Raw genomic sequence first — 19148 nt, 5'->3', positions numbered from 1 at the left:
CGGTCACAGCTTGCCGCCGCGCCCGCCGTCGCGCGGCGCGGGCGCGATGAGCGTGGAGAGGTAGGGGAGAGGCTCGCCGTCGAGCTGGGACGCCGGCCGGATGGACTCCGACTCCAGCCCGAGCGCGGAGCCCCACACCGCATCGTCGAGCCGCCCGGTCTCGCGCAACGCCTCGGCGACCTCGCCGGCCTGCCGCCCGAACTTGTAGGCGACGACGGTGCCGGGCCCGCTGAGGGCGTCCTTCAGCACGGCGGCCCCCGCGGTGACGGGCACGAGGGTGAGCGGCTCTGTGCCTTCGGTGAGCACGGCACCCGAGCGCGCCGCGAGATCCTGCATGGCGGTGATCCCGGGCACGGTCTCGACCACGGTCCCCGGGACGAGCTCGGCAATGGTCTGCGCGAGGTAGGTGAACGTCGAATACACGTTGGGATCACCGATGGTGGCGAACGCGACGACACCCCGCTCCCGCAGCAGCTGCGCGACCCGCTCCCCGGCCGCGTCCCAGGCAGCCTCCCGCCGCCCGCGATCACTGCGCTCGTTCAACGCGAACACGACCCGGACGACCTTCTCAGCGGGCACGTAGTGCAGCACGGTGGCCTCGGCCCGCCCCCGCTCCAAGGTGTCCATGACGGGCACGACAACAACATCGGCGGCCCGCAGAGCGTTGACACCCTTGACGGTCACCAGCTCGGGATCACCCGGCCCCACCCCGACCCCGATCAACCTACTGCTGTTGCTGCTGCTCATGACGTCCGGCACCTCTCCACGAACCGACGGGCGACACCGGGCTCGGACGCCCAGTGCGTGTGCAGATAACTGGCGTGCACACCTTGTTGTACGAAACCTTCGACCCGCGGCACAGGGGCGCGCACGCCCCAGGCGGGAGCCGCCCCCGCCCCCGGCTCGACGACCGTCCGGTGAAACTCGTGCCCCCGCATCCGGGTCCCGGCGGGCGCCAGCACACTGTCGCCGACGGCCACGGCATCCCGGTACCCGAGGGTGAGCCGCCCGCTCATCCGCGCACGCGCATCGAGCACCCCGCACATGGGCTGCCCGTCGAGCTCCCGGCACAGGTACAGCAGCCCGGCACACTCCGCAGCAACGGGCCCACCGCCCTCCGCGAGCGCGGCAACGGCTTTGCGCAGCGGTTCGTTGGCAGACAGCTCACTCGCGTACACTTCGGGAAACCCACCCCCGATGACCAACCCGCGTGTCCCATCAGGCAGTTGCTCATCACGGAGCGGATCGAAGAGAGCAACTTCGGCGCCTGCGGCAGCAAGCAGTTCGGCGTGCTCGGCATAGGAGAACGTGAAGGCCGACCCACCGGCAACGGCAACGACCAGCCCGTCCGGCGTTTGAGGACGAGGCCGTTCAGGCCGAAAGCGGGGGTCTGGGGGCGCAGCCCCCAGGGTCGGGACGGGAAGGGGCGGCGGGGGCGAGGAATCCAAGACCTCAGCCGCATCCCAGGCCGCACACGACAACGCTCCCGCACTCCGCGCCAGCCCCAGCAACCCTTCCAGATCGCACCCGGCAGCCACCTGCGCAGCCATCGCGGCAACCGCCTCCACGGCCTCCGCCCGCCGCTCGGCAACAGGCACCAACCCCAGGTGCCGAGAAGGCGTGTCCACCCGAGCCACCCGCCGCAGCACCCCCAACACAGGCACCCCCGCCGACTCCAACGCCTCCCGCAACAACTCCTCATGCCGATCAGAAGCGACCTTGTTCAGGATCACCCCCCCGACCCGCACCTCCGGATCCCAGGACGCAAACCCATGCACGAGCGCCGCCACGGACCGAGACTGCGACGACGCGTCGACCACCAGCACCACCGGTGCCCTGAGCAGCTTCGCCACATGAGCGGTGGACGCGAGTTCACCCTCCCCCGCGGCCCCGTCGAACATCCCCATCACACCCTCGACGACGGCGATGTCACATCCACGAGCCCCGTGCAGGAACAACGGCCCGACCAGCTCCGGCCCGCACAGGTACGCGTCGAGGTTCCGCCCCACGCGCCCGCTGGCGAGTGCGTGATACCCGGGATCGATGTAGTCCGGCCCGACCTTGTGCGGGGACACGGCGAGCCCCCGCGCGGCGAACGCGGCCATCAACCCCGTGGCAACGGTGGTCTTGCCGCTGCCCGAGGAGGGCGCGGCTATGACCAGCCGAGGGACGGACACGGAGGAGGACTTCACCACTCGATACCCCGCTGCCCCTTCTGCCCCGCGTCCATAGGGTGCTTGACCTTGGACATGTCGGTCACGAGATCGGCGAACTCGACCAGCTTCTCGGGCGCGTTCCGCCCGGTGATCACCACATGCTGGGTCCCCGGCCGGTTCCGCAGCACGTCCACGACCTCGTCGGTGTCCACCCACCCCCAGTGCATGGGGTAGGCGAACTCGTCCAGCACATACAGCTTGTACGTCTCCGCGGCGAGGTCCCGCTTGACCTGCTCCCAGCCCTCCCGGGCCTTCTCCTCGTTGTCCATCTGGGAGTCCCGCTGCACCCAGGACCAGCCTTCGCCCATCTTGTGCCAGTCGACGGTCCCGCCCTCGCCGGAGGCACCCAGCACCCGCAGCGCGTTCTCCTCGCCGACCTTCCACTTCGCCGACTTGACGAACTGGAACACCCCGATGGGCCACCCCTGGTTCCAGGCCCGCAGCGCAAGCCCGAAGGCCGCCGTGGACTTGCCCTTCCCGATGCCCGTGTGCACGACGACCAGCGGCCGGTTACGACGCTGACGAGTCGTCAGCCCGTCGTCCGGCACCACACTCGGCTGCCCCTGCGGCATTACGCGGCCCTCCTCTTCGTCACACCCTGTACATCCCTGACCAGCCCGGCGATCGAGTCCGCCCGCAACTCGTCGAGCGTCACCGCCGTCCCCCCGAGCTCACCCGCGAGCTGCCCGGCGAGCCCCAGCCGCACGGGCCCGGACTCACAGTCGACGACCACGGAGGCGATCCCCTCGGCCGCGAACAGCCGAGCAGCCCGCCCGGCCAGCGCGACCGGCTCGGGGCCGCCGGTGGCCCGCCCGTCCGTCACCACCACGACCAGCGCCCGCCGCGCCGGATCCCGCAACCGCTCCACCCGCAGCACGTCGTGCGCGCGCAGCAGCCCGGCAGCAAGCGGCGTACGCCCACCCGTCGGCAACGACTCCAGCCGCACCGCGGCCGCATCCACGGACGAGGTCGGCGGCAGCGCGACCTCGGCGGCCGCCCCCCGGAACGTCACCAGCCCCACCTTGTCCCGCCGCTGATACGCGTCCAGCAGCAGCGACACCACGGCCCCCTTCACGGCACTCATCCGCTGCCGTGCCGCCATCGACCCGGAGGCGTCGACCACGAACAGCACGAGGTTCCCCTCGCGCCCCTCCCGGGTCGCCTGCCGCAGGTCGTCCCGCCGCACGACCAGCCCCGGCCCCGACCGCCCCCGCGCCCGCTGATGCGGTGCAGCAGCCTGCACGGTCGCCGCCAGGTGGAGCTTGGTCAACGCCCCTTGGGGTCGCCGCGCCCCCGTCGTCCGCCCATGCTCCGTCCGCGCCCGCGAACGCCGCCCGGCGGCCCCCTCACCGATCCCGGGCACGCTCAGCACCTTGGTACGGAAGGGCTCCGAGGCCCGTACGGCGGACTGCTCGGCAGCCCCCGAGGCCTGCGGCTGACCGCCCTCCCCGGCTTCGGGGCGCGCATCGGTGCCGCCGCCCTGCGGACCGTCCGAGTCGTCGGAGGGCGGCTGCCCGCCACCGCCCGGTCCGCCGCCGTCCGGGTCCGGGTCCGGGTCGTCGTCGCCGGAGAACTCCTCCAGCGTCTCGTCGAGCTTGTCCTCGTCGAGCCCCGGTGCGTCGAAGGGGTTACGGCGCCTGCGGTGCGGCAGCGCGAGCAGTGCCGCCTGCCGTACGTCCTCGGCGAGCACATCGGTCCGCCCGGCCCAGGCGGCCAGCGCGGTGGCCGTGCGCGCCATCACGATGTCGGCGCGCATGCCGTCCACCTCGAAGGCGGCGCAGGTCGCCGCGATCTGCCTGAGCGCCCCGTCGCCCAGCCGCACCGACGGCAACAACTCCCGTGCGGCAACGATCCGTTGACGTACGGAAGCCTCCTCGTCCGCCCAACGGGTCACGAAACCGGTGGGATCGTCGTCGTAGGCGAGCCGCCGCCGCACGACCTCCACCCGCTGGTCCGGTTCCCGCGAGGCCGCGACTTCCACCGTCAACCCGAACCGGTCGAGCAACTGCGGCCGCAGCTCACCCTCTTCGGGGTTCATGGTGCCGACGAGCAGGAAACGCGCGGCATGCCGTACCGAGACGCCCTCGCGCTCGACGTACGACGCACCCATCGCGGCCGCGTCCAGCAGCAGGTCGACGAGGTGGTCATGAAGAAGGTTGACCTCGTCGACGTAGAGGATCCCGCGGTGCGCATCGGCGAGGAGGCCGGGCTCGAAGGCCTTGACGCCCTCGGCGAGCGCCCGCTCGATGTCGAGGGCGCCCACGAGGCGGTCCTCCGAGGCGCCGACCGGCAACTCGACCATGCGGGAAGGGCGTTGAGCCCCCGGTCCCGGCTCGTGCGGTCCGTCCGGGCAGGACGGGTCCGGCGCCGCGGGGTCGCAGGAGAAACGGCACCCGGCGACCACCGCCACCTCGGGCAGCAGCGCCGAGAGCGCCCGCACCGCGGTGCTCTTCGCGGTGCCTTTCTCACCCCGGACGAGGACGCCCCCAACCGCTGGACTTACCGCGTTGAGGAGGAGCGCGAGCCGCAGGTCGTCCTGACCGACCACGGCAGTGAAGGGAAAGGGCGTGCTCACGCTTGGATCACTCCTTCGAGTGGCTGCCGCCGGAGTCGGGCGGAGTTGTGGAACCTGCTTGTCAGGCTGTGGCACAGTTCCCCGCCGACGCGGGGGTGAGCCGGGCACTGCCACGTCGACAGCGGTCCGCGCGCTGTGGTCCCCGCCCACGCGGGGGTTCTGAGGACGCTCATTCGTCGCCCTCCAGTTCGCCCTCAAGCTCGAGGTAGGTCGCCCGGAGCCGGTCCAGGGTCTCCTGATCCGGCTCCGCCCAAAGCCCGCGGTCGGCCGCCTCCAGCAGCCGCTCCGTGATGCCGCGCAGCGCCCACGGGTTGGACTGCTTCATGAACTCCCGGTTCTCCGGGGCGAAGACGTACTCGGCGCTGAGCTTCTCGTACATCCAGTCGTCCACGACGCCGGCCGTGGCGTCGTAGCCGAAGAGGTAGTCGACGGTCGCCGCCATCTCGAAGGCGCCCTTGTAGCCGTGCCGCCGCATGGCCGCCATCCAGCGCGGGTTGACGACACGCGCGCGGAAGACGCGGTGCGTCTCCTCGCCGAGCGTCCGGGTCTTCACCTGGTCGGGGGTGGCGGAGTCACCGACGTACGCCTCGGGGCTCTCGCCCGTCAGATGCCGCACCATGGCGACCATGCCGCCGTGGTACTGGAAGTAGTCGTCGGCGTCGACGAGGTCGTGCTCGCGGGTGTCGACGTTCTTCGCGGCCACGGCGATCCGCTTGAACGCGGTCTCCATGTCCCCGCGCGCCGCCCGTCCGTCGAGCCCGCGGCCGTACGCGTAACCGCCCCAGACGGCGTACACCTCGGCCAGGTCGGCGTCGGAGCGCCAGTTGCGGGCGTCGATCAGCGGCAGCAGCCCGGCCCCGTAGGCGCCCGGCTTGGAGCCGAAGATCCGGGAGGTCGCGCGCCGCCGGTCGCCGTGCTGTGCCGTGTCCTCGTCGGCGTGGGCGCGCACGAAGTTCTGCTCGGCGGGCTCGTCCAGTTCGGCGACCCTGCGGACGGCGTCGTCGATCAGCCCGACGACGTGCGGGAACGCGTCCCGGAAGAACCCGGAGATACGGACGGTGACGTCGATGCGCGGGCGTCCGAGCTCCGCCAGGCCGATCACGTCGAACCCGGTCACCCGGCGCGAGGCGTCGTCCCACACCGGCCGGCAGCCCAGCAGCGCCAGGATCTCGGCGATGTCGTCGCCCTGCGTGCGCATCGCGGAGGTGCCCCAGACCGTCAGGCCGACGGACTTCGGGTACTCGCCGGTGTCCTGCAGATACCGCTGGACGAGGGAGTCCGCAAGGGACTGCCCGACCTCCCAACTCAGCCTGGAGGGAATGGCCTTGGGGTCGACCGAGTAGAAGTTCCGGCCGGTCGGCAGGACGTTGACCAGCCCGCGGGTCGGGGAGCCGGACGGACCGGCGGGGACGTAACCGCCGTCGAGTGCCTTGAGGATGTGGCCGATCTCGTCCGTCGTACGCGCCAGCCGCGGCACCACCTCGGTGCAGGCGAACTCCAACACCGCGACAGCGTCCGGGAGTTCGGTGCCCAGCACTCCACGCACGAGAGCCGGGGCGAGCGCGACGTCCCAGTCCCGTGCCTCCATGCCCTCCGCGATCCGCCGGCACAGCTGCTCCAGCAGGTCGATGGCGTCGGCGGCCGTACGGGCGGGGCCCTCGACGAGATCGGTCAGCTCGACCGGCACCTTCACCGGAGCACCGGGCTCGGCGAGCAACTCCTTCTCGACCAGCCCGAATTGAGAGGCCAGCGAAGCCCTGAGCCCCGGCAACGCGTTCGCCTGCCCGCCCCACACCTGCGAGGCGCGCAGCACGGCGAGCACCAGGTTCACCCGCGGCTCGCCGACCGGCCCGCCGCCCAGGATGTGCAGGCCGTCCCGGATCTGCACGTCCTTGATCTCGCACAGATAGCCGTCGATGTGCATGACGAACTCGTCGAAGTCGCCCTCGTCCGGCTGCTCGTCCACATGCAGGTCGTGGTGGAGCTCGGCCGCCTTGACCAGCGTCCAGATCTGGGCGCGGACGGCCGGTGCCTTCGTCGGGTCCAGGTCGGAGACCAGCGCGTACTCGTCGAGCAGCTGCTCCAGCTTGGCCAGGTCGCCGTAGGTGTCGGCACGGGCCATCGGCGGTACGAGGTGGTCGACGACCGTGGCATGCCCGCGCCGCTTGGCCTGGGTGCCCTCGCCGGGGTCGTTGACGATGAACGGGTAGATCAGCGGCAGTTCACCCAGCACGGCGTCAGGCGCGCATCCGCTGCCGAGCCCGAGTCCCTTGCCGGGCAGCCACTCCATCGTGCCGTGCTTGCCCATGTGAACGATCGCGTCGGCGCCGAAAGTGTTGTCGAGCCAGCGGTAGGCCGCCATGTAGTGGTGCGAGGGCGGCATGTCGGGGTCGTGGTAGATCGCGATGGGGTTCTCGCCGAAGCCGCGCGGCGGCTGGATCATCACGACGACGTTCCCGAACCGGAGGGAGGCGAGGACGATGTCCTCCCCGTCGACGTACAGATTGCCCGGCGGCTCGCCCCACGCCTGAAGCATCCCGTCCCTGAGCTCCGGGTCGAGCTCGTCGAACCACGCCCGGTAGTCGGCGAGCGGCACCCGCGCGGGCGCGGCGGCCAGCTGTTCCTCGGTCAGCCACTCCACGTCGTGACCGCCGGCCGCGATGAGCCGGTGGATCAACTCGTCGCCGCCGGAGGGGTATTCGGTGAGCGAGTATCCGGCGGCCTTCAGCGCGTCCAGCACCTGTACGGCCGATGCGGGCGTGTCCAGGCCGACCGCGTTGCCGACCCGCGAGTGCTTCGTCGGGTACGCGGTGAAGACGAGCGCGAGCTTCTTGTCGGCGTTCGGCTTGTGCTTCAACTGCGCATGCCGTACGGCGATCCCGGCGACCCGCGCGGCCCGCTCCGGGTCGGCGACGTACACGGGAACGTCGTCGGGGCCCTGCTCCTTGAAGGAGAACGGGACGGTGATGAGCCGCCCGTCGAACTCGGGGATGGCGACCTGCATCGCCGCGTCCATGGGGGAGAGGGCGGCGTCCGACGCGTCCCAGGCCTCACGGGACGACGTCAGGCAAAGGCCCTGCAGGACGGGGACGTCGAGGTCGGCGAGCGCGCCGATGTCCCAGGCCTCCTCGTCACCGCCGGCCGACGCCTGCGAGGCGTGCGTGCCGCCGGCGGCGAGGACGGTGGCGACCAGGGCGTCGGTCCGGCCGAGGATCTCGTACAGTCCGGCGTCCGCACCGCGCAGCGAACCGCAGTACACCGCAAGGGCGTTGGCGCCCTTCGCCTCGATCGCGTCGCACAGGGTGTCCACGAAGGCGGTGTTGCCGCTCAGCTCATGGGCCCGGTAGAAGAGCACACCGACGGTCGGCCGGCCCTCGACGTGAGCACGCTCGCCGTGCACCCCGTACTCGGGCATCTTCTGCGGCTCGACGAAGCCCTCGCCGGTCAGCAGCACGGTGTCGGACAGGAACCGGGCGAGCTCGGTGAGGTTGGCGGGCCCGCCCTCGACGAGGTACCTGAGCGCCTCCGCCACGACGCCGGCGGGCACGGACGACTCGGCCATCAACTCGGCGTCGGGGACGGCCTCCCCGCCGAGCAGCACGGTCGGGATCCCGGACGCCCTGAGCGCGGCGAGCCCGTCCTCCCAGGCCCGCTTCCCGCCCAGCAGCCGTACGACGGCGATGTCGGCGCCGTCGAGGAGGCCGGGCAGCTCCTCGGCCACGTCCACCCGGGTCGGGTTGCCGATCCGGTAGTCGGCACCGGAAGCGGCCCGAGCCGCCAACAGATCCGTGTCGGCGGTCGACAACAACAACACTGTGCTCATGCGGGTGCTCCCGGTGGAATGAAAGGCAGTCCTTGCGGCGCGCCCGACTCGATGAGCCGCCACAGCGCGTCCGTGTCCGCGTGTTGTTCGATCAGGTCGCCGAGCCGGTCGAGCTGCTCCTCGCGCAGCGCGGCGAACGAGGTGTCGGGCGCCGGCACGAAACGACGGCCCGCGGCGGCCGCCACCTCGCGCAGAAAGGCCCGCCGGAACCCGTCCGACTCCAGGGAGCCGTGCCAGTGCGTGCCCCAGGTCTGTCCGACCCGGATGCCGTCCAGGAAGGCTTCCCCTCCGCCTATGTCGGCGACCCCGTGATGGATCTCGTACCCCTCGACGTGCTCGCCGAGGGCTTCCCCGACCGGCCGGGTGAGGGTCTTCTCGCGGGCGAACCGCACCCGCACGGGCAGCACTCCGAGCCCTTCGACATGCCCGCGCCGGCTCTCGACCTCGTCCTCGATGTGCTCGCCGAGGACCTGGAAGCCGCCGCAGATGCCGAGGACGGGCCGCTGCTCTGCGGCCCTGCGGACAAGGGCGTCCGCAAGTCCCCGCTCCCGCAGCCACTCCAGGGCCTTCACGGTCCCCCGGGTCCCCGGAACGACGACCAGGTCGGCGTCGGCGAGCTCCTCCGGGCGGTCCACGAACCGCACCACCACACCCGGTTCGGCGGCCAGGGCGTCCACGTCGGTGAAGTTGGACATGAGCGGGATCGCGCACACGGCGACCCGCAGCACGTCCTCGCCGACGGGCGGCGCGAGGTTCGACTCCCGCACCGTCCCGCGCAGAGAGACCCTCCCCCACGCTCGGCTTCGCTCGCGCGGGGGGACCCCCATCCCGTCCTCCTCGTCGATGCCGAGGCCGTGCCGGAAGGGCAGGACGCCGTAGGTGTGCCGTCCGGTGAGGCCGTGCAGCATGTCCAGCCCGGGCTCCAGGAGGCTGACGTCCCCCCGGAACTTGTTGACGAGGAACCCGGCGACAAGCTCCTGGTCCTCGGGCGAGAGCAGGGCGACGGTCCCGAAGAAGGAGGCGAATACCCCGCCGCGGTCGATGTCACCGACCACGAGCACGGGAAGCCGCGCGTTGCGGGCGATCCCCATGTTCACGATGTCGGTCCGGCGCAGGTTGATCTCGGCGGGTGAACCCGCCCCCTCACAGATCACGGCGTCATACGTGCCCCGCAACTCGGCGAGACAGTCGAGCACGGTCCCCAGAAGCTGCTGCTGCCGCCCCCCGTGATACCCGCGCGCACTCAGCTCGCCGACGGGCTTGCCCATCAGCACGACCTGGCTGCTCTGCTCGCCACCGGGCTTGAGCAGCACGGGATTCATCAGCGCGGTCGGCTCCACCCGGCAGGCCTGCGCCTGCATGGCCTGAGCCCGCCCGATCTCGGCACCCTCGCGCGTCACAAACGAATTGAGGGACATGTTCTGCGCCTTGAAGGGCGCAACCTTGACCCCCTGCCGCACCAGCCAACGGCAGATCCCGGCCGTGACAACACTCTTACCGGCATCGGAGGTGGTACCGGCAACGAGGAGACCTCCACCGCTCATGACGCCCACCCCGACCGGCAGCCGCCAGCCGCTGTGGGCAGTCGTTCCGCCAGGGCGGAACGCGTGGGCACAGCCCCCACCGCCGGTCTCCGTGCGACCCGGCCTCGCAGCACCGCCCCAGCCGCACCGACCCCCAACGCCAACCACCCCACCCGCCGCGACAACCGCACGGCCCGCTCGATGTCCCCGACCTCCACAGCCCGCCCCTCCCCATTCAGCACAGGCCGATGCTCGACCCGCCCCCCGTAAGACAAGGTCCCCCCGAGCCGCACCCCGAGCGCCCCCGCGAACGAGGCCTCCACGGGCCCGGCGTTGGGGCTCGGATGCTTCGAGGCGTCGGCACGCCAGGCGCGTACGGCCCCCCGGCCGTCACTCCCGGCGACGGCGGCCAGGACTGCAGTCACGCGCGCCCCCGGCCACCCCGCCACGTCGTCCAGCCGCGCCGAAGCCCACCCGTACCGCCGGTACTTGGCCGACCTGTGCCCCACCATGGCGTCGAGCGTGTTGACGGCCCGGAACCCCAGCAGCCCCGGCACCCCGCCCACGGCCCCCCACACCAGCGCCCCCACGACGGCGTCGGACGTGTTCTCGGCGACGGACTCCACGACGGCCCGCGCGATCCCGTCGGCGTCCAGGGCCTGCGGATCCCGGCCGCACAGATGCGGCAGCCTGGCCCGGGCAGCCTCGACGTCCCCGGCCTCCAGCGCACGCCCGATGACTCGGGCCTCGCGCGCGAGTGAAGTCCCCCCGACGACGGCCCACGTGGCGGCCGCGGTCAGCGCGAGGGAGGCGGTACGGGACGGACGTACGGCCCTCTGCGCCACGGCACCGAGCGCAATGGCGCTCCCGGCGCACACGGCGGTGTGCAGCGCGCCCCACCCCCGATGGTCCCGCCACAACACCCGCTCAACGGCCCCCGCGGCCCGCCCGAACGCGGCGACCGGATGCCCACGGCGCGGATCGCCGAGCAGATGGTCACCGAGGAGGCCGGCGGCGGCGCCGTACGCGAAGACGCGATCGGCACGCATCGGCTCAGCCGGCCGTGGGGTCGGGCAGGGACCTGGTGCTGTACCTCAAACGGCAGGCGAGCATGGCGATATGTCCTCACTCAGGGTGTCCGCGCCCTGGTTCGACGAGACCGGCGGTGAGAGTTCCTGGCTCCCGGGGCTTACTACCCCGGTGACAGTGGCGGGACCGCGCCGGACTTTCACCGGCTTCCTCTCTTGCCGCCGTACATGGCTTCGGCAGTCCACCACGGCCTGGAAGGGCAGTCAACTTGCTGTTGACCTGGGACGGAGGAGTGTGCTGATGCCCACACGAGGGCTGGTTCGTGCTCTGGTCGACCGAATCCGGCATCTCTGGACTGAAAAGGAGAATTCGGGGAGCGGCAGGGCGAGCGGTGCGGGGCGTTTGCGTCCCATTCTTCGGGGGGGGGCCTGCGTGGTCGAGGGCAGCGACGCTACGGTTTTCGGGCGCAGTGGACACCTCCGAGGCACCAGCCCTCGACTCGAGGAGGTCTGTGTGGTCGACGGGGGCCCGTCCGCAAGTGCGTGGCGCATCAGCAGCCATTCGTTGAACGGGGACACCTGCGTGGCGGTCGCCGTCGTCGCGGAGGGGGTGTTGGTCCGCGACACGAAGAAATCGGCAGGAGAGGCACGCGTCCATCTCACGCGCAGCCCGTGGCAGTTGTTTCTCACAGGGCTGAGATCCCAGGGGTTGGCCCAGCAGCAGGAAGCTGCCGAGGGTGCTGTAGTGGGCGCCTGCACCGAACGGCAGGACCTTCAGGGACACGCGGGGGAGCCTCATCAGGCTCTTGATGTGCTGCAACTGGTGGCGCATGACAGCCGGTTCGCCGATTCTGCGGCGCAGTGCCACTTCGTCCACCACGAACGACAGCTCGGGAGCGTGGTCCCCCTCGAAGATCCGTTCCTGGCGCGCGGTGCACAGCTCGACCACGCGCCGCACCCGCTCCGCAGGGGCGACAGGAGCCAGCAGCGCCTCCGCGTAGTCCTCGGTCTGCAGGAAGCCCGGGAAGACGATGGGGTGGTACGTCTGCACGGAGTTCGCGGCGCTCTCGTTTCCCAGGTACTGGGCGAACGACGGGTTCAGCACGTCGCTGAAGTCCGTCCACCAACTCTGCCCCTTCGAGCCCCGGGCGGCTTCCTCCAGCTCGGAGACGAGCTGCGGGTCCGTCACGTCGTACCGCTGGAGTAGCGCCCGCAGATCGGTCACCGAGAGGCTGACGGCGCCGGCCTCGATGCGAATGATCCTCGAGAGTGACCACTCCAGCGCTTCTGCGGCCTCACGCTGGGTCAACTGCGCCTTTTCGCGGGCCTTGCGCAACTCGATGCGTAGTCTGCGCCGGCAGACTCGGATCCACTGGCCTTGGCATCCTGCTCCTTCTTCCGTCCGCCTCGTCCGTCCGCCTCGCGGCTGGAAGGTGGCGATGGGCCACGCTCCTTTGTGACCCTGTCAGCTCGCTCTGCGCACAGCCATGTGTCAGACAGCTAGTCGCGGCGGAACTCGCAGTCCGACACGTGTCCATCCGGCGTGGTCTGATCCGGGCATGCAAAACGCGGGGCGGGAAGGCACGCTTGGTGCTTCCCGCCCCGCGTTACGGCGTGGGCCGGCGGCTCGCCCGCCGCCTCAGGCCTTGGCCACCACCAGGTGGATGCCGTACGCCACGGCCGCCGCGCACCCCGCGAAGGCCACGTACGCGCCGGCCACGGCGAGGGACGCCGAGTTGCCCTGCGCAACGGCCCGCTCGCGGCGAGACAGGCCCATGATGCCGAGGGTGAACAGGGCCACGAGGCCCACCGTGACCGCGAGGCTGACGCCGAAGACGGAGCCCAGGGCTGCCCAGTCGATCTTCATGCTGCTTCTCTTCCTTCGTACCGGGTGGGCGGGCTCAGACGGCCGCAGCAGGCGGGGTCGCCGGATCGGGGGCGGCGGTCACAGGGGCCGGGGCGGGGATCGTGGCCGTCAGGCCCTCGGTCACCGTGCCCGTGGGGGGCGGGGTCACGGCGGCGATCGCCGTGGTCACCACGCCGGCCGGCTCCTCGCTCTCGTTGACGTTCGACGCGTCGACGACCTCGCGCCGGGAGATCTTCCAGATGGCCGCGCTTGCGACGATCAGGAAGACGGCGACGACGGCGGTGCCCCAGTCGCCCAGGTCCGTCACGGACTCCGCGCCCGCACCGACCAGGGCCGCGGCCGGCAGCGTCAGGCACCAGGCCACGAGCATGCGGGTCGCCGTCGACCAGCGGACCACGCCACCCTTGCGGCCGAGGCCCGCACCCATCACCGAACCGGAGACCGAGTGGGTGGTGGAGAGCGAGAAGCCGAGGTGCGAGGAGGCCAGGATGACCGTGGCCGCACTGGTCTGGGCGGCGAAGCCCTGCTGCGGCTGGAGCTCGGTCAGGCCCTTGCCCATGGTGCGGATGATGCGCCAGCCGCCGAGCCAGGTGCCGAGCGCGATGGCGAGGCCCGCGGAGAGGATGACCCAGGTGGGCGGGTCGGAGTCGGGGGAGACGGCGCCGCCGGCGACCAGGGCGAGGGTGATGATGCCCATCGTCTTCTGTGCGTCGTTGGTGCCGTGGGCCAGCGAGACCAGGCCCGCGGAGGCGATCTGGCCGACGCGGTAGCCCTTCTCGGCGGCCTTGCCGTCGGCCTTCTTGCCGAGGGTGTACGACAGCCGGGTCGCGAGCAGCGCTGCCAGGCCCGCGACGATCGGGGCGGCGAGCGCCGGGATGAGCACCTTGGTGACGAGCACGTCGCCGTGCACCGCGCCCATGCCGGCCGAGGCGATGGTGGCGCCGATCAGGCCGCCCATCAGGGCGTGCGAGGAGCTGGAGGGAAGTCCGACGAGCCAGGTCAGCAGGTTCCAGAGGATCGCGCCGACCAGGGCCGCGAAGATGACCTCGGGACGTATGCCGGTCTCGTCGACGAGACCCTTGGAGATCGTGTTGGCGACCTCCACGGAGAGGAAGGCACCCGCAAGGTTCAGCACGGCGGACATGGCCACCGCGACCTTGGGCTTGAGCGCGCCGGTCGAGATGGTGGTGGCCATCGCGTTGGCGGTGTCGTGGAAACCGTTCGTGAAATCAAACGCGAGTGCGGTTACTACCACAATCGCGAGGATCAGCGAGAAGTTTTCCATTTACCCAGGCAATCGTTCGAAGTCAACGGTCGGTTGACCGTAGGCAATCTGGGTGAACGGAAGATGAACTGAGGGCGGCCGCGCGATGTCCGGATGAGGGGGTCGCTGCTCCGTCCGGACCCGGCGGCCCCCTCATCCCTCGGCGCCCCTTGGTCAGTAGCCCCGGGCGAACTTCCTCAGCTGGGTCTGCGACCCGTTGAAGAGATTCTGGTCACCCGGCAGGCCGCCCCTGTTGCCGTACTGCCAGAAGGTCCAGAACGACCAGCCGGCCGGCAGGGAACCCGCGGCCCCGGACCCGTGACGGGCTATCCACAGTGCGTGGTTCGAGGCGAACGCGCCGCTCCCGCCGGTGCACGTGTTCCACCAGTGGGTGGTCGTGTAGATCACGGGGTGGCGGCCGGTGAGCCGCTTCACCTCGTTGCTGAACGACTTGATCCAGCTGACCATGCTCGCCTTGCTCAGGCCGTAGCACCGGTGCTTGGCGCTGTACGGGTTGTATTCGATGTCGAGCGCGGGCGGCAGCGTCCAGCCGTCCGAGCTCCACCTGCCGCCGTTGTTCACGAAGTACGCCGCCTGCATCCTGCCCGACGACTTGTCCGGCAGCGCGAAGTGGTACGCCCCGCGGATGATGCCGGCGCTGCGGGCGCCGTTGTACTGCTGGCTGAAGTACGGATTGCGGTAGTTCGTGGACTCGGTCGCCTTGACGTAGACGAACCTGGCGCCCTTGGCCTTCGCGCTCGGCCAGTTGACGTTCTTCTGGTGCGAAGAGACGTCGTGCCCCTTCGGCAGGCTCGCCGCCGAGGCCGGAAGCCCGGCGAGAGCTGCCCCTGAGACGGTGAGTGCCGCCACGGAGACCGCGATGACGCGGGCGCGGCGGCGCAGCGGTTTGCGATCACGAGCCATATTTCCCCCCGGAATGGCGACGTGCACGACAAAACAACGGGAGATTACTGGAAGGTCGTCGAATGCTCGGTGATCTCAGGCCAAGCACGGAGAGAGACGGATATGTCCCTATAAGGGGTCTTTCGGAGGCGTGGCTTCCGCCCTAAAGTGCCCCCGCCCGGCGGCCGGTCGTAGGTGTGCCTGGCAGGATCGCGGCATGGCTGAGCAGCGGCGGGACCAGCGAGGTGAACGGGATGCGCGAGAAGGCGTGCCGGGTGTGCCGGAGCGGTGGGGGAGGGGCGTGAGTGCCGAGGTGGCGCACGCCTGGGAGGCACTCGTCGCGACCGCCCGCCGCACGGTCGCCGACGGCCTCGTCGTCGGCACCTCCGGCAATGTCTCGGTGCGCGTCGGGGACATCGTGCTGGTCACACCCTCGGGCGTGCCCTACGACCGGCTCACGCCCGAGGACGTGACCGGCGTCGGCCTCGACGGCCGCCAGCTGCTCGGCACGCTCGTCCCGACGAGCGAACTGCCCATGCACCTCGCCGTCCACCGCACCACCGACGCCCGCGCCGTCGTCCACACCCACGCCGTGCACGCGACGGCCGTCTCGACGCTCGTTCCCGAGCTCCCCACGATCCACTACATGTCCGCCGCGCTCGGCGGCCCCGTCCGAGTTGCGCCCTATGCGACATACGGCAGCGAGGAGTTGGCCGAGAACATGCTCCGCGCCCTCGCCGACCGCACCGCCTGCCTGCTGCAGAACCACGGCACGATGGCCTACGGCACCACCCTCGACCAGGCCTACGACCGCACCGCCCAGCTGGAATGGATGTGCCGCCTGTGGCTGACGGCGTCCTCGGTACCGGGTATGTCCCCGACGCTGCTGTCCCGGGAGCAGCTGGCGGAGGTGGGCGAGAAACTGCGGGGCTACGGGCAACGGGGGTGAGACCCGGGGAAGCACGGCCGGGGTGAGCGGAGCACACCGCTGCCGCAAACCGCATCAGCCCGCCCCGTCCTCCCGCTGGCCGGTGGCGTGGTCCGCCGGGACACTGGACGGGTGCGCACAGTCAAAGCGACGGCTGCAGCCGTCACCGTAGCCCTGGCGGCCGGCGCGGCAAGCGTGGCCGCCGGCCGGTACGCGAGCGACGCGGCGCTCAAGGCGCCGCCGGGCCGGCCGCTGCCCACCGAACCCCGGCTCACCGTGCACGCCACGGCCGCCGGCCAGATCGCGCTCACCCGAGACCTGGCGGCCATGCGCCCCGGCACCTACGGCCTCGCCGGCGACGGCACCCACGCGGTCGTCGGCCCTGTCCTCGCCACGGCGACGCACTCCGCCGACACCGTCGTCCGGCGCCTGGAACGGGTCACCCACGGCACCCTGGAGCCGGGCGACAAGGTGTGGCTGACCCCGAACGTGCACAGCGGCGACCCGGGCACCGCCCTCGGCCTGCGCCACACCGACGTGGACATCCCCGGCGAACTCGGCTCCCTGCCCGCCTGGTTCGTGCCCGGCGTGCGGGACACCTGGGTGATCGCCGTGCACGGTCTGGGAGCCACCCGCGAACTCCCCATGAACATCATGGAGTTCCTGCACCGCCAGCGCTTCCCGGTGCTCGCCCTCGCCTACCGCGGCGACCTCGGCGCACCCCGCTCCCCGGACGGCCTGTGCCACCTCGGCGAGACGGAGTGGCGCGACGTGGACGCGGCGATCCGGTACGCCGTCAGCCACGGCGCCAAACAGGTCGTCCTGCACGGCTGGTCGACCGGCGCCACCATGGCGCTGCGCGCCGCCGCCCACTCCGGGCTGCGCGACAGCATCTCCGGACTGGTCCTGGACTCCCCGGTGCTCAGCTGGGCCACGACGCTGCGCGCCCTCGCCGCGGCCCGCCGCACACCTGGCGCACTGCTCCCGCTCGCGGTCCGGGCAGCCCAGGGACGTACCGGCATGGAGCGCGAGCGCACCGCCGAGGCCGCGCAGCTCACCGTGCCGACGCTGATATTCCACGGCCCGGACGACACCCTGGCCCCCTGGGAGTACTCCCGCCGTCTCGCCCACGCCCGTCCCAACCTGATCGCTCTGCGCACGGTCCCGAACGCCCCGCACTCGGCGATGTGGAACGCCGACCCGGAGGCCTACGAAGAAGCGCTGCGCCGCTTCCTCACCCCTCTCATGTGATCCCTGCGTCGGCCCTTTCCGCGCCGCCGGGCCCGAGCGGAGCTGAACAGCCGGCACGATTCCGTTTAAGGCCGTACCACTGGCCTGTTCCCGTCCCCGAGCCGCCCGCCGGACCCCGTGCGTTGGCCAGTCCCGTCGCCCGCCGTGACATTCCGTTTGGGTTTTCGGACCGTCAACCGGAAGACTGCACCCGTGACGTCCCGTATCCCGCGCGACTCCAGGCTTCGACTCGTCGGCCCGCGATCCCTGTCCGCCGCCCCCAGAGCCGTGAACCAGCGCCGCCCGCGCCGCGCCGCACCCCGCCCCCCGCAGGGCACACCGGCACCCGCGGAGCTGGCCGGAATGGCTCGCTCCCAGCTGGCCGCCGCAGCCCGCGTCGCCCGCTGGGCCGACGCCGCGCTCGGCCCGGGCAGCGACGGCGCGACCGCCGACGGCAAGGCCACCCTCGCCGACGCGACCGCCGAACGGGCCGCCCGGGACCTCGGCCTGACCGTGGCTCAGGTCCGCGCCGACTGGGACACCGCCCGCCTCGCCGGCCTCGTCGAGGTGCATGGCGACAGCGCCCGCCCCGGCTGGCGGCTCCGCGCCTGGAACCGCGACGACAGCGCTGTCCTGCGCGGCTGGGTCGCCCTCTTCGACGCCTGGTCCCTCGCCCACGCGGAACCCGCGGACCACGAGCCCGCCGCCGTCGCCGAGGTCGTCTCGGCCATGCCCCAGGTGCTCTCCTTCCTCCAGCTGTCCGCAGGGCCCGTCCCGGTCGACCAACTCCTGGACCTCCTGGAGCAGCGGGTCACCGAACTGCGCACCGAGCGCTGCGAGATCCCCTACGGCCCGCAGCCCGAACCCGCCCAGCAGCCTGAGGCCGTCGACGCCCCGCTCGCCCCCCTCCTCGACTGGGCCCTGCACGCCCTCGCCTCCGTCGGCGCCCTCACCTACGGCAGTGGGCAGGCCACCCTCACCCCGCTCGGCAGCTGGGCCGTCTGGGTCAAGCTGGAGCAGATCTGCGTCGCCGCGCAGAGCCCCGCCGGGAACATCGAGGTCGCCGCCGACGAGATGCTCCGCGGCTGCGCCCAGCTGCGCCCCAACGCCGCCCGCGCCGAATACCGCGCCTGGCTCGCCGCCCGCCCCGTCGGCAGCGCCGTCACCGAACTCATCGCCGCCGCCCGCGGCGACGACGCCCTGCTGCGCGGCCTCGCCTTCGAGGCACTGCGTGTGGTCGGCGCGCCCGCCGAGCCGGACGTCAGCGCCGTCGCCGACGAACCGACCCTGCGGCCGTACGCCCTGCTGTGGCTGGCCGAGCACGACGGCGTCGACCCCGAGGACGCCCACGAGGTCCTCACCCGCGAGGAGGCCACCTGGCTGTGGGTCGACACCGCCGCCGCGGTCGCCGACCACGGCGAGGCCCCGATGCTCGTACGCCACCTGGAGTCGGCCGTGCAGCCGACGGTCCCGCTGCTCCTGGAAGAGGTACAGGCCGTCGGCCACCCCCGCACGGTCCAGGTCCTCGTCGCCCTCGCGGCAGCCCACCCGGACCCGGCTTTGGCAAAGGCCGTGCGCCGCGCCGCCTTCCAGGTACACACGGGCGGTAGCTGAGCAGGGGGCGAAACCCTCGGCGGTGCGGCAGCAGCTTTCGGGTCGGCGGTGCGGCAGCAGCTTTCGGGTCGGCGGTGCGGCAGCAGCTTTCGGGTCGGCGGTGCGGCAGCGGCTTTGGGGGGCGCCGGGATGGGCTGGGGCTTTCAGGGGCGCGGGGATGGGCAGCGGCTTTCGCGC

General features: G+C 71.7%; 13 protein-coding genes, 2 pseudogenes and 1 riboswitch. Of the genes and pseudogenes, 4 read left to right on the top strand and 11 right to left on the bottom strand.

What is annotated here, in order from left to right; genetic code table 11:
• Positions 1 to 3: 3 nt before the first annotated feature.
• The 7 genes from cobI to EDD92_RS12050 all read right to left on the bottom strand — a co-directional run bounded on the left by cobI (position 4) and on the right by EDD92_RS12050 (position 11186).
• A complete protein-coding gene (cobI, locus tag EDD92_RS12080; protein ID WP_123964298.1) occupies positions 4 to 747 on the bottom strand; it encodes a precorrin-2 C(20)-methyltransferase in 744 nt (247 codons plus the stop codon).
• Positions 744 to 2195 carry a cobyrinate a,c-diamide synthase gene (locus EDD92_RS12075; RefSeq protein ID WP_123964297.1) on the bottom strand — a complete coding sequence of 484 codons (1452 nt, stop codon included), beginning with the start codon at positions 2193 to 2195 and terminating at the stop codon, positions 744 to 746. Before EDD92_RS12075 ends, cobI begins: the two co-directional genes overlap by 4 nt.
• Complete coding sequence (gene cobO, locus EDD92_RS12070) at positions 2189 to 2788, bottom strand: cob(I)yrinic acid a,c-diamide adenosyltransferase (protein ID WP_123964296.1); 600 nt, start codon at positions 2786 to 2788, stop codon at positions 2189 to 2191. The genes EDD92_RS12075 and cobO overlap by 7 nt, the downstream gene beginning before the upstream one ends.
• A complete protein-coding gene (locus tag EDD92_RS12065) occupies positions 2788 to 4791 on the bottom strand; it encodes a putative cobaltochelatase (protein ID WP_123964295.1) in 2004 nt (667 codons plus the stop codon). The genes cobO and EDD92_RS12065 overlap by 1 nt, the downstream gene beginning before the upstream one ends.
• A gap of 169 nt (positions 4792 to 4960) precedes the next feature.
• Complete coding sequence (gene cobN, locus EDD92_RS12060) at positions 4961 to 8614, bottom strand: cobaltochelatase subunit CobN (protein ID WP_123964294.1); 3654 nt, start codon at positions 8612 to 8614, stop codon at positions 4961 to 4963.
• Entirely contained in the window at positions 8611 to 10158 is a 1548-nt protein-coding gene (locus EDD92_RS12055) for a cobyric acid synthase (protein WP_123964293.1), read from the bottom strand. Before EDD92_RS12055 ends, cobN begins: the two co-directional genes overlap by 4 nt.
• The gene (locus EDD92_RS12050; protein ID WP_260326518.1) at positions 10155 to 11186 is read right to left on the bottom strand and encodes a cobalamin biosynthesis protein; all 1032 of its coding nucleotides are present in this window, start codon (positions 11184 to 11186) and stop codon (positions 10155 to 10157) included. Before EDD92_RS12050 ends, EDD92_RS12055 begins: the two co-directional genes overlap by 4 nt.
• A 99-nt stretch (positions 11187 to 11285) precedes the next feature.
• Positions 11286 to 11428, bottom strand: a riboswitch (cobalamin riboswitch).
• A gap of 38 nt (positions 11429 to 11466) precedes the next feature.
• On the opposite strand from EDD92_RS12050, the pseudogene EDD92_RS51065 reads away from it, so the two are divergent.
• Positions 11467 to 11853, top strand: a pseudogene (locus EDD92_RS51065) (DUF397 domain-containing protein); the annotation flags it as partial.
• 81 nt (positions 11854 to 11934) lie between these two features.
• Here the strand turns inward: EDD92_RS51065 and EDD92_RS12040 are convergent.
• The 4 genes and pseudogenes from EDD92_RS12040 to EDD92_RS12025 form a co-directional block, all read right to left on the bottom strand.
• Positions 11935 to 12474, bottom strand: a pseudogene (locus EDD92_RS12040) (helix-turn-helix domain-containing protein); the annotation flags it as partial.
• Positions 12475 to 12804: 330 nt separating this feature from the next.
• Entirely contained in the window at positions 12805 to 13032 is a 228-nt protein-coding gene (locus EDD92_RS12035; protein ID WP_030947947.1) for a hypothetical protein, read from the bottom strand.
• Between the two features lie 34 nt (positions 13033 to 13066).
• The gene (locus tag EDD92_RS12030; protein ID WP_123964292.1) at positions 13067 to 14317 is read right to left on the bottom strand and encodes an inorganic phosphate transporter; all 1251 of its coding nucleotides are present in this window, start codon (positions 14315 to 14317) and stop codon (positions 13067 to 13069) included.
• Positions 14318 to 14470: 153 nt separating this feature from the next.
• Positions 14471 to 15220 (bottom strand): lysozyme, encoded by a 750-nt coding sequence (locus EDD92_RS12025; RefSeq protein ID WP_123964291.1) that lies wholly within the window; start codon positions 15218 to 15220, stop codon positions 14471 to 14473.
• 196 nt (positions 15221 to 15416) lie between these two features.
• Here EDD92_RS12025 and EDD92_RS12020 point away from each other — a divergent pair, with 196 nt between their 5' ends.
• The 3 genes from EDD92_RS12020 (at position 15417) to EDD92_RS12010 (ending at position 18971) form a co-directional block, all read left to right on the top strand.
• Complete coding sequence (locus EDD92_RS12020) at positions 15417 to 16148, top strand: class II aldolase/adducin family protein (protein ID WP_123964290.1); 732 nt, start codon at positions 15417 to 15419, stop codon at positions 16146 to 16148.
• A 111-nt stretch (positions 16149 to 16259) separates the two neighbouring features.
• Positions 16260 to 17378 (top strand): S9 family peptidase, encoded by a 1119-nt coding sequence (locus tag EDD92_RS12015; protein WP_123964289.1) that lies wholly within the window; start codon positions 16260 to 16262, stop codon positions 17376 to 17378.
• A 192-nt stretch (positions 17379 to 17570) separates the two neighbouring features.
• Positions 17571 to 18971 carry a hypothetical protein gene (locus tag EDD92_RS12010; protein WP_185123994.1) on the top strand — a complete coding sequence of 467 codons (1401 nt, stop codon included), beginning with the start codon at positions 17571 to 17573 and terminating at the stop codon, positions 18969 to 18971.
• Positions 18972 to 19148 lie beyond the last annotated feature (177 nt).

Origin of the sequence: Streptomyces sp. TLI_185 (assembly GCF_003814765.1) — a bacterium.
In the GTDB taxonomy this organism is placed as follows: domain Bacteria; phylum Actinomycetota; class Actinomycetes; order Streptomycetales; family Streptomycetaceae; genus Streptomyces.
Note: the sequence above shows the minus strand (reverse complement) of the source record. Positions and strands in the feature narration are given on the sequence as shown.